Raw genomic sequence first — 10,567 nt, forward strand, 5'->3', positions numbered from 1 at the left:
ACCACCGCACGGCGCATCAGCGCCCGGCCAACGCGCGCCAGCCAGCACAAGCCGACCACCACGGCCCGCCAGCACCCCAACCTACGAGGTAGCCAACCTCAACTCATCCACCTCAGCCTGGAACCCGGCCGCGGTGAGCGTTTCCTCAGCCAACCGCCACTGCTCCCGAGCCTCGTCCACTCGCCCGGCACGCTCCAAAGCATTCCCGAGCACCCGCAACGACCGCCCCAACTCAGGCGGAGAGTCCATCTCCCGCGACTGCTCCAAAGCCAGCCCGGCCAACCGCAACGCCTCCTCAGGCGTGGCAGCCAGCGCGGATCTCAAGCGCCACACCCAGATCCGCCCGTGCCGGTCGTCGTGTTCCTCGAAGAACTCCCAAGCCAGCCGCAGCTGCTCCTCGGCGAGCGCCACCTGCCCGGACCGGATCAACGTGTCCGCGAGGAACAACCGCATGTGCGCCGCGAAGTCCGGATCTCCGAGCTTCTGCGCCGCGGCCAACGAGGACCGCAGCAGCGCCGCCGACATCTCCAGCTCGCCGGTGAACTGGTGCAACCGCCCCAGCTCCAGCGTCGCGGCCAGCTCACTCTGCTCGTCCCCGAGCTGACCGGCCACCCGGCGCGCCCGCTCCAGGTACTCCTGCGCCGCGGCCAGCCCACCCGCACGCCGCTCGATCGCACCCAGCGAGCACAGCACCTCGACCTCACCGTGCGGGTTGCCGGAAGCCACGAACCGCGTCATGGCCTCACGATGGGCCGAACGGGCCTCCAGCGAGCGCCCGCTGAACTCGTGGATCCACCCCATGCCGTACCAGCTGTAGGCCTCGCCCCACACGTCACCGGCCGCAGCGAAAGCCTCCTGCGCGGCGGCGAAGTCGGCGGACGCCTCGGTGTACTTGTGCATGCGCGCGTACAGGATTCCGCGCTGCTGCAACAGGATCGGCTTGCGCTCGGGCGGCGCGCAGGACAATCCGAGCTCGTTGATCTGCTCCCAGTCGTCGAACCGGGCCCGCAGGTCGCAGAACGCCGTCGAGCGGATCACCAGTTCCGCGGCCAGCGAGCACAGCCCCAGGGCGGCGGCCTGGTTGATCAGCGCGTGGATGTTCTGCCACTCCGCGTCGAACCACGCGGCCGCGTCGCCGAGGTCGAACCGTTCCAGCGCGAGCGGTTCCAGCCGGATCGCCTGGTGCGGCAGCTCGACGTCCGCGCGCGTCACCAGGTCCAGCCACTGCTCGAACAACGCCTTCAACGCGACTGAGGGATCCTCGTCCGCCGCCTCACGCCCGAACGCGCGCAGCAGGTCGTGCAGCCGGTACCGCACCTGACCCAGCGCGTCGCGGCCGGCGTAGTCGACCAGACGAGCGTCGACGAGCGCCTCGACGTGGTCCTCCGCGTCGTCCAAATCCAGGCCCAGCAACGGTGACGCCATCCAGGCCGGAAAGTCGGGCGTGTCGACCAGCGACAGCAGGCGGAACGCGGTCCGGTGCGTCGAGTCCAGCCCGTCGTAGGACAACGCCAAGGAGGCCCGGACGTCCAAGTCTCCCAGCGACAGCTCGTCGAAGCGGCGGCGCTCGTCCGACAACCGCCCGGCCAGCTTCGCCAGCTGCCAGTGCGGGCGCGCCACCAACCGGGCGGCGGCCACCCGCAATGCCAACGGCAACTGCCCGCAGTAGGTCACGATCGCCTGAGCCGCAACGGGTTCCGCGGCAACCCGAGCCTCACCCACGGCAGCCTGCAGCAACGCCAGCGCGTCAGAAGAAGGCAGCACGTCCAGCGGTACGACGTGAGCGGCTTCGAGCCCGGCCAGCGCCGCCCGCGAAGTCACCAGAGCCGCGCCTGAAGTCGTCCCCGGCAGCAACGGCCGAACCTGAGCCTCGTTGACCGCGTTGTCCAAGACCACGAGAATCCGGCGGTCGGACAACAGATCGCGGTAAAGATCCACCCGGTCGTCCACAGAGGACGGAATCGCGCCACCCGAAACACCGAGACCGCGCAGCAACCGGTCCAGCGCGGCAGCGGGTTCGACGGGCTTCTGCTCGCCACCGCGCAGGTTCAGGTAGAGCTGCCCGTCCGGGAACGCGTCCCGCACGACATGAGCACAGTGCACGGCCAACGAAGTCTTACCCACACCGCCGGGCCCGGTGATCGTCCACGTCCCACCGGCACGCAACCCGGCCGTCAGCCGCGCAACCTCGTCAGCACGCCCGGAGAAGTCCCCCACGGCAGGCGGCAGCCAGGAAGGCCCGGCCTGAACCGCAACGGGCGCCGACGACCCGGCCAGCACCTCCATGTGCAGCGCACGCAGCTCGGCGTTGGGATCGATCCCGAGCTCGTCGGCCAGCACGTCACTGGCCCGGCGGAACACATCGAGTGCCTGCGCCTGCTGCCCGGCCCGGTGCAGAGCCAGCATCAGCTGGTACCAGAACCGTTCGCGCAACGGATGCTCGGCGACCAGGGAACGGAGCTCGTCCACGATCTGGTCGTGGCGCCCCAGCTGGAGCTCGGCGTCGTTGCGCCGCTCCAGCACCTCCCAGCGCTGCTCGTTCAGGCGCTGCACGTCGGTCTGTTCCATCCGCAGCGACGACACCTGGTCCAGCGCGGGCCCCCGCCACAACGCCGCGGCCTCGCCCAGCAGCCGGGCCTCGGTCTCCAGATCGGGCGCGCGGCGGGCCTCTGCGCGCAGCCGCTGGAACGTCAGCAGGTCGAGCTGGTCGTCGTCGACGTGGATCGAGTAGCCGGTCGACCAGGTGCGGACGAGCTGGCGGTCCGCGAGGTCGTCCAGCGTCTGCCTCAAGCGCATGACGTACGTCTGCAGAGTCGCGCGAGCCGACCCGGACGGTTCCTCGCCCCAGAGGTGCTCCATCAGCTCGTACGAGGAGACCGGCGCGTTGGCTTTCATCAGCAACGCGGCGAGCAGGACACGCTGTTTGGCCGACCGCAGCTCCACGACCCGGCCCGAGTCGATGACCTGCAACGATCCGAGAACCTTGAACCCCCACCGCCGTTGCATGTGCCGATCCTAACCAGCCGGTAACCCCAGGTGTCAGCGAAATGTCAGCGGGTCGAGTGATGCTTCTCGCCCATGAAGAGGACAACCTTCATCGCCGCCGCCGCGTTGCTCCTCGGAGTGGCCACGTCCGGCCAGGCGCAGGCGGAGAGCGCTCCCGGCTGCGGACCGGTGACGCAGATCGGCAAGACCGCCTACATCGGAGCCCACGGGCAGAAGTGGGCCTCGGTCAAGCAGTTCAAAGGCTGCGGCAAGAACTGGGCATACATCTACACCTGGTCAGAGGTCCACAACGCCGGCGCCCCCTACACGCCCGTGTTCGTGATCATCGCGAAGTGGGGCAACGAGTGGTCGCGTGAGCCGTACGGCCACGCGGGCCGCAAGGAGGGCCGCTACCGCCAGCAGGAGCTGTGGTCCTACGGCACCGACACCCTCGACACGTGCACGAACGCCTTCGCCGAGTGGGACTCCGGCGCGACGACCTACCGGGCGGAAACAGACATCCGCTGCTGATCACCCAGACCCCGAGCGGCGCCAAGGCCCCCCAGCTGGGCGCTGTTCGGCCCGTGGTGCCGCCGGGACCCGAAGCCCAAACCTCTCCTCGGGTCCCGGCGGCGCCTTCCAGTCAGGCTGCTCCCTGCTGCGACGTCATGAACTCCCCGAGCCGCGACGACAGCTCGTCCGCGGCCTCGTTGCCCCGCAACCGTTCCGCCTCCTGCTTCAACGGCCGCATCCGGTCCCGCGTGCGCGCCGAGCGGATCGGGCCGGACACCGCGATCGCCTGCTCCCCGATGTCCCGCGCGTGCTCGGCCTCGTTCTGCACCAGGTAGTTCACCGCCAGTGCGGCGAGCCGGAACGACTGGCTGCGCGAGGCCTCGTCGCCGTCAGAGGCAATCGCCCTGGTCAGCAACGGGATCGCGGACCGCGCGTACTTCACGTCGCAGGTGCGGGCGAGTTCGGTGTGGACCATGCCGCCGATCGACACCAGGTCGGCCAGGTCGAAGAAGCGCGCCCACGGCGGTGCGTCCTCGCTCTCGGCGCGTTCGAACTCCTCCTCCGCACGCGCGAACTGCCGCAACGCCTGCTTCTCCGCGCCCATCTTCGCGAACGCCCACGCCTCGTTGGCGTGCAGGATCGACACGGCCAATGTGGAGCCACTGGCCTGCGCGATGGGCAAACCGCGCTGGAACGACGCGAGGGCGTCCTCGGCGAGTTCGTAGTGCAGGTGCACGCGGCCCATCCGGTAGTGGATGTTGGCCTCCAACGCACTGTTGCCCGACGTACGCGCGAGGTCCATCGCACGGCCGAAGTGCAGGTGTGCGGATTCCAGCAGTCCCATGTCGAACGACGCCCAGCCGGCCAGGTTGTGCAGGTCCGCGATGGCCACCTGGAGCCGTTGCAGCACACGGCCGGACGAGCCGGCGTCGAGCAGGGGGTTCGCCCAGTTCAACAACGCGACGCAGGCGTCCCGGCAGGCGCCTCCGCCGTATTCGTAGTCGAGCGCCCGCAGAGCACTCGTCAGCGTTTCCACGTGCCGCACGTCCGTTTTGTCCACGCGAGCTGGAAATGCTTCGCCGTTGAACATAGCTGGTCCTCCTGACGTGCGCCGGACACCCGCTGTGCAGGTACCCGTTACACACCGCCGGTACTCACCGCGCCGCCTGCACCATCCCGCTGTTCGGCCTGGTCGGGAAGGGTCTTTGGACTCTCCCGGAACGTGTGCGCGCGACCACCACAACGCCGTGGTGGTCGCGCTTACGATTCTGGACGAACAGCGTGATCGGAAAGGGGCCATCGAGGTGTCAGCCAAGAGGAACTGAATCCATTTCCAGTGATGACTCCTCACCGGAACGGCCGATCAAGTCACTCTTCCAGGCTCACCACTCCGGCCGGGCACCTGTCCACCGCGTCACGAACGCCCGGGAGCAGCTCTGCCGGCGGTTCGGAGATCAGCACGAGGCCGAGCCCGTCGTCATCCGACTGATCGAACACGTCCGGTGCGGCGAGCACGCACTGGCCCGATCCGATGCACCGCGTCTGGTCTATCCGGACCGTCGCACTCTTTGGCACTTCACCACACCACCGGGATGGCGGACGCGCCGTAGGTGATCATGTCCTCGCGGAAGGTCATCTCAGTGACGGGCACCGCGGGGCGGATGTTCGGGAACCGCGTGAAGAGCGACTGGAGCAGGATCTGCAGCTCGGTGCGGGCCAGGTTCGCGCCGAGGCACTGGTGCGGACCGAAGCCGAAACCGAGGTGCGACACGGCCTTGCGCTCCAGGTCGAGCTCGCCGGCGTGCGGGCACAGCTCCTCGTCCAGGTTGGCGTGCAGCGAGATCACCGCCCACTCGCCCGCCTTGACGGTCACGCCGTCGACCTCGACGTCCTCGAGCGCCTTGCGCTGGATCCCGGCGCCGCCGAGCCTGCCGATCGTGTACCGCATCAGCTCCTCGACGATCACATCCGCGCGGCTCGGGTCGCGCTGCAGGATCTCCAGCTGGTCGGGACGTTCGAACAGGGTGAGCGTGAAGAGGCCGAAGAAGTTCGACGTCGTCTCGTGCCCGGCCACGAGCAGGCCGATCGCGAGCAACATCAGCTCTTCCTGGTCGAAGTCGGTCTCGTTGACCATCAGGCCGATCATGTCGCTGGTGTCGCCGGATGCCTTCTTCTCCGCGACGACCTTGGCGATCACCTCGCCCAACTGTGCGGCCAGAGCCTCGTACTCGACCTTGGAACCGTTCTTGCCGAGCATCTGCTTGGCGGTCGCCTGGAAGAGTTCCTGATGCTCTGGCGGCACGCCGAGCAGGTCGGCGATCACCAGTGACGGCACCGGCAGGCACAGCGATGCCACGAGGTCGGCGGGTGCGCCCTGGCGTTCCATCGCGTCGAGGTGCTCGTCGACGATCTGCTGAATCCGCGGCCGCATCTCGGCCATGCGCTTGACCATGAAGCCGCGCGAGAGAGGACGCCGCAGCCGGAGGTGCTCCTCGCCGTCCATCGCGTTCATGTTGCCGGGCTGCGACGAGTCGAGAACCGGCTCGCCCTCGGTGCGCATCGCCGGTGCGCCGTCCCGGTTCGCGCTGAACCGCTTGTCGGACAGCACCTTCCGGACGCCTGCGTAGCTGCTGAAGATCCAGCCCTCGACGCCGTTCGGCCAGCGCATCCGCACGGGTCCGTTGCTGATGGCGTCCTCGAAGCCGGCGGGCGGGCCGAGCGGATGCACGCGGTTGTCGTGAGGCACTGGACAGACGGCAGCTTCAGTCACGGGAGCTCTCCTCAACAGAACAAAACTGTTCTTTTGAAACCATGACCGAACGTAGCGAAGAAACTACGATCTGACGAGTTATTTGGTCCGAAAGGTCCCGATCAACGGTCTCAACAGGCCGTCGACGATGCTGTCGATGACGCCCTGCTCGTCCGACCGAAGGACGAAAGTCGAGATCAGCGCGGTGATGAGGACGTCGGTGTCGAGGCGCTCCGGCAGTTCGCCGCGCGCCTTCGCCCGGTGGATCGCGACCCGCAGGTGCTCCGTGTAGGCGCGGTCGATGTGCTCCTCGCGCAGGCACGCGAGGTCGGCGTCCTGACGACTGCCCTCCAGCAGCCCGAGGAAGATTCCGGCCGTGTCGAACGGCATCGGCTCACTCCACGCCCGCATGATCACCCGGACGTCGTCGGCGAACGCTCCCTCGTCCGGCTGCGACAGTTCGGGCAGGTTCGCCTTCAACGCGTCCGTGATCAACCGGGCCTTGGACGGCCACCGCTGGTAGAGGCTCGCCTTGCTCGCACGCGCGCGGCTTGCGACGAGATCCATGTTGAACCGCGCGTAGCCGACCTCGGCCAGCACGTGGAGCACGGCGGAGAAGACCTCTTGCTGCCTTGCAGGCGCGTCCAAGGGCGTGCGACCCACCGTGCTCCTTCACGTGCAGTGGCTCAGGTGACGTGCACCGTACCGCCGGGCGCGTCCGTCAGCAGTCCTGTCCTCCGCACCGACATCCACCGCAGCTGCGTGCCGTGCCACGCGGTGATCAGCGACTGGATCACCACCGCGTACATCAGCTGCCGATAAACCAGCTGCTGCAACGGATACGCCCACAGCGGCTTGAGCGACTCGCCGTCCAGCCGCAGCGCATATCCCGCACTCGCGGTCTGCAGCAGCAGGAACACCGTCCACACGATCAGCGCGAGCGGCGCGTCGGCGACGATGAACCCGTACAGCACGTAGAGGTCCATCACCGGCGCGAGCATCGGCAGCAGCAGGTGGAACGCCAGCAGGTAGATGAGCCCGAACCTGCCCATCGGTCCCTTCTCCAGCAACGCGCCACGGTGTTTCCACATAGCCTGGAATGTGCCGTACGACCAGCGGTAACGCTGGCGGAACAGCCCGTGGACCGTGCTCGGCGCCTCGGTCCACGCCTTCGCCTGCTGCCGGTACGCGACCCGCCACCCGGCCCGCGTGACCGCCATCGTGAGGTCGGTGTCCTCGGCGAGCGTGTCGTCGCTGACGCCGCCCACGTCGGTCAGCGCGGCCTTGCGGAACGCCCCGACCGCACCCGGCACCGTCGGGATGCAGCGCAGCGCGTGCAGGATCTGTCTGTCCAGATTGGACCCCGCGCAGTACTCGAGGTGCTGCCAGCGGCCGAGCAGTCCCCTGCGGTTGCCGACCTTGGCGTTGCCGGACACCGCCCCCACCTGCGAGTCCGCGAACGGCTGCACGAGCTCACCGATCGTGCCCGGCTCGAAGATCGTGTCGCCGTCGAGCAGCACCAGGACGTCGTGCTTCGCCTTGCGGATCCCGGTGTTGAGCGCGGCCGGCTTGCCCTGGTTCGCCTGCCGGATCACCGTGACGCCGGGCAGGCCGAGCTCCTCCGCACGGTCGGCGGTGCCGTCCGTCGAGCCGTCGTCGACGACGATCACCTCGACGTCGGCGCAGTGGTTGTTGGCGGCGATGGACCTCACCGTCGCCGCGATGTTCACCGCCTCGTTGTACGCCGGGATGACCACCGAGACCGGCGGCGCGAACCACGGTGGCGGTTCGTGCTCGCCCTCCCGCCGCAACCGGCGGTCGGTGTGCGCGAGGCCGAGCTGCATCAACGTGCGCAGCAACCCCAGCAGCGCCGCGATCGCGATGGCCGTGCCGAGCAACGTCAGCACGAGGCCGCCGTTGCGCTGCGACCACGTGGTGACCGCGCCGGTGAAGCGTTCGGTCGCAGTGGCTTCGACCGGGCGGTCGCCGGTGACCGTGACGAACCGGTAGCCGGGCGTTCTGGCCAGCTCACGGGCGATGTCGGCACCGATGCTGCCGTCGTCGTGCAGCCGGACGACTCCCCCGCCGTGCTGCAGCGACATCCGCACCAGCGTGCCGATGTCCTGGTAGTCGCGGTCGCCGCTGTCCACCTCGACGGGCGCGCCGACGAGCCGCGTGTGCGTGCCCAGCGCGTCCGCCAGCGCGGCCTGCGCGAACGCGAGGTTCAGAGGGTTGCCGAGATCGCCCTCCACGCGGAAGCCGTCGAGGGCGATCTGGTGGCCCTCGTCGGCGATGCGCCTGGTCACGTCGGGATTGCGGGTGACCTGCGTGCCGGTGACGAAGAAGGTCGCCTTGATGCCGGCCTCCCGCAGCGTCGCCAGCAGGCGCGGTGTCCACTTCGGGTCCGGACCGCCGTGGAACGCCAGCGCGAGCGTGCGTTCCGGCAGGTCGCGGTGTTCACGGGCGTGCTGCACCGGCTCGGGCCTGATCGCGGTGTAGGCGTGGAACGAGACCACGCTCATCAGCACGAGCAGCCCGAGCAGGATCGAGATCCAGTGCAGCCGTGGTGCGCGCCTCACCACATTTCCAGCAGCGTGCCACCGATCACGGCGGCGAACACGATCAGTCCAATCGCGACGGTCAGGCTGACCAGTCGCGCCACCACCCGTCTACTGCCGTTGGCGTCGACGAAGATCTGCATTTCGTTTCATTCCCCCCAGAACCGTGCGGACGGCCACGACCACGACGGCCGCGCCGACCGATGCCGCGAGCCACGGGAACCCGTTGACGAACCACGGGACCGCGTCCGCGGCGAACTCCTTGCCGCTCCCCCAGAAAGACCGCACCTGCGTCTGACGTCGCCAGGCCGCGTTGCCCACCGCCAGAACCAGGAACACGACGGGTGGCGCCGGTGCCACCGTCCACAACCCCACCCGGCGCACGAGTGCCGAAGCCAGCACCGCGCCCACCACCAACCAGACGCCGAAGGGCCAGCCGAGGTTGTCCCCGTCCACCCAGATCCCCACCTGCGTGAACACCGCCAGCACCGCGAGCGCCGCCAAACTCGGCAGCTGAACCCCCATGACCACTTAGAATACCGGCGGGGGTGTCTTTTCCATGCAACCACGTGGCCGCTATCACCGCACGGCCCTGCTAGTCCTGATGCGCACGATCTGGGTGGCCGTGTGCGCGGCCGTGCTCGTCGTGTCCGGCATCGCCTGGTCCACCGTGTCCTCGATCTCCAGCGGCGTCGAGCGGTCGTACGCGATCGGGGACGACGCGCCGCGCTCGTCGTCCGGCCGCAACATCCTGATCATGGGTCTCACCACCCGGCTGGACCTGCACGGCGAACCGCTGCCGGACGACGTGCTGCGGCGCATGCAGGCGGGCGAGAGCGACCGCGGCGGCTACAACGCGAACACGCTGATCCTGTTGCACATCCCCGATTCCGGCCCGGCGATCGCGATGTCGGTGCCGCGCGACAACCTCGTGCCGCTGTCGTCCGGCGGTGAGGGCAAGATCAAGGAGGCTTACGGGCGGGCCAAGATCGCCGAAGAGGAGCGACTGCAGGCGGCCGGCCAGCACGACAAGCGCACGCTGGAACGCGCCGGGCGGGAGGCCGGTCGCCGCGCCCAGGTGCGGACGGTGGCGACGTTCCTGAACCAGCCGATCGACCACCTGGTGGAGATCTCGCTGATCGGCTTCTTCCACATCGCCGAGGGGCTCGGCGGCGTGGACGTGTGCCTGAAGAACGCGACCAAGGACCCGTTGTCCGGCGCGGACTTCCCGGCCGGGAGGCAGCACCTGGACGCCGGTCAGGCGCTGTCGTTCGTGCGCCAGCGGCATGGCCTGCCCAACGGAGACCTCGACCGCACGAAGCGACAGCAGGCGTTCCTCTCGGCGGTCGCGCGCCGGCTGAAGGGCGCGGACGTCTCGGCGATGCAGGCGATGATCGACATGGCGAAGCAGGACGTCGTGCTGGACGACCGGTTCGATCTCACCGAGTTCGCCCGCAAGGTGCCGGCCGAGGTGCGGTTCGAGACGCTGCCGGTCGAGGGCGGTGCGAACGTCGGAGGCCTGGACGTGAACAAGGTCGACCCGGAGAAGGTGCGCGCGAAGGTGACCGAGCTGGCCACCGCCCCACCACCACCTCCGCCCAACGACGGCATTCCCTGCATCGACTGACCGCACGCGGGGTCCCCCCGTGCGCTCTTGCCGAACGAAAGCTCCCCGCGTGCGCTGCTAGGGCCTGTATCGAAGTCCATGTTCGATGAGAGCCGCGCCTGAGGTGGTTCCTGGTGGTGCGGCCGGACGGCCCGC

General features: G+C 68.8%; 10 protein-coding genes. 2 read left to right on the top strand and 8 right to left on the bottom strand.

The features are described from left to right. Window positions 1-81: 81 nt before the first annotated feature. Window positions 82-3,006: an AfsR/SARP family transcriptional regulator gene (locus tag UK23_RS08905; protein WP_052684488.1), complete on the bottom strand. Its 2,925-nt coding sequence runs from the start codon at window positions 3,004-3,006 to the stop codon at window positions 82-84. A gap of 72 nt (window positions 3,007-3,078) precedes the next feature. On the opposite strand from UK23_RS08905, the gene UK23_RS08910 reads away from it, so the two are divergent. Continuing rightward, window positions 3,079-3,516: a hypothetical protein gene (locus UK23_RS08910; RefSeq protein WP_045310933.1), complete on the top strand. Its 438-nt coding sequence runs from the start codon at window positions 3,079-3,081 to the stop codon at window positions 3,514-3,516. Between the two features lie 112 nt (window positions 3,517-3,628). On the opposite strand, the gene UK23_RS08915 is transcribed toward UK23_RS08910, so the two are convergent. The 7 genes from UK23_RS08915 to UK23_RS08940 form a co-directional block, all read right to left on the bottom strand. Beyond that, a complete protein-coding gene (locus tag UK23_RS08915) occupies window positions 3,629-4,558 on the bottom strand; it encodes a hypothetical protein (RefSeq protein ID WP_156212968.1) in 930 nt (309 codons plus the stop codon). Window positions 4,559-4,866: 308 nt separating this feature from the next. After that, a complete protein-coding gene (locus UK23_RS08920; protein ID WP_045310934.1) occupies window positions 4,867-5,073 on the bottom strand; it encodes a ferredoxin in 207 nt (68 codons plus the stop codon). A gap of 1 nt (window position 5,074) precedes the next feature. Beyond that, window positions 5,075-6,268, bottom strand: a complete 1,194-nt coding sequence (locus UK23_RS08925; protein WP_156212970.1) for a cytochrome P450 — start codon at window positions 6,266-6,268, stop codon at window positions 5,075-5,077. A gap of 78 nt (window positions 6,269-6,346) precedes the next feature. Next, on the bottom strand, window positions 6,347-6,910 hold the full coding sequence (locus UK23_RS48405) for a TetR/AcrR family transcriptional regulator (RefSeq protein ID WP_052684491.1): 564 nt from the start codon (window positions 6,908-6,910) through the stop codon (window positions 6,347-6,349). A gap of 23 nt (window positions 6,911-6,933) precedes the next feature. Further along, window positions 6,934-8,826, bottom strand: a complete 1,893-nt coding sequence (locus UK23_RS08935; protein WP_045310935.1) for a glycosyltransferase — start codon at window positions 8,824-8,826, stop codon at window positions 6,934-6,936. After that, window positions 8,823-8,948 carry a hypothetical protein gene (locus UK23_RS54520; RefSeq protein WP_269112251.1) on the bottom strand — a complete coding sequence of 42 codons (126 nt, stop codon included), beginning with the start codon at window positions 8,946-8,948 and terminating at the stop codon, window positions 8,823-8,825. The genes UK23_RS08935 and UK23_RS54520 overlap by 4 nt, the downstream gene beginning before the upstream one ends. Further along, window positions 8,917-9,330 carry a DUF6542 domain-containing protein gene (locus tag UK23_RS08940; RefSeq protein WP_045310936.1) on the bottom strand — a complete coding sequence of 138 codons (414 nt, stop codon included), beginning with the start codon at window positions 9,328-9,330 and terminating at the stop codon, window positions 8,917-8,919. Before UK23_RS08940 ends, UK23_RS54520 begins: the two co-directional genes overlap by 32 nt. 79 nt (window positions 9,331-9,409) lie before the next feature. Between UK23_RS08940 and UK23_RS08945 the strand changes: the two genes are divergently transcribed. After that, on the top strand, window positions 9,410-10,432 hold the full coding sequence (locus UK23_RS08945) for an LCP family protein (RefSeq protein ID WP_052684492.1): 1,023 nt from the start codon (window positions 9,410-9,412) through the stop codon (window positions 10,430-10,432). Window positions 10,433-10,567: the final 135 nt, after the last annotated feature.

The sequence above is a fragment of the Lentzea aerocolonigenes genome (assembly GCF_000955955.1).
Classification (GTDB): Bacteria; Actinomycetota; Actinomycetes; order Mycobacteriales; family Pseudonocardiaceae; genus Lentzea; species Lentzea aerocolonigenes_A.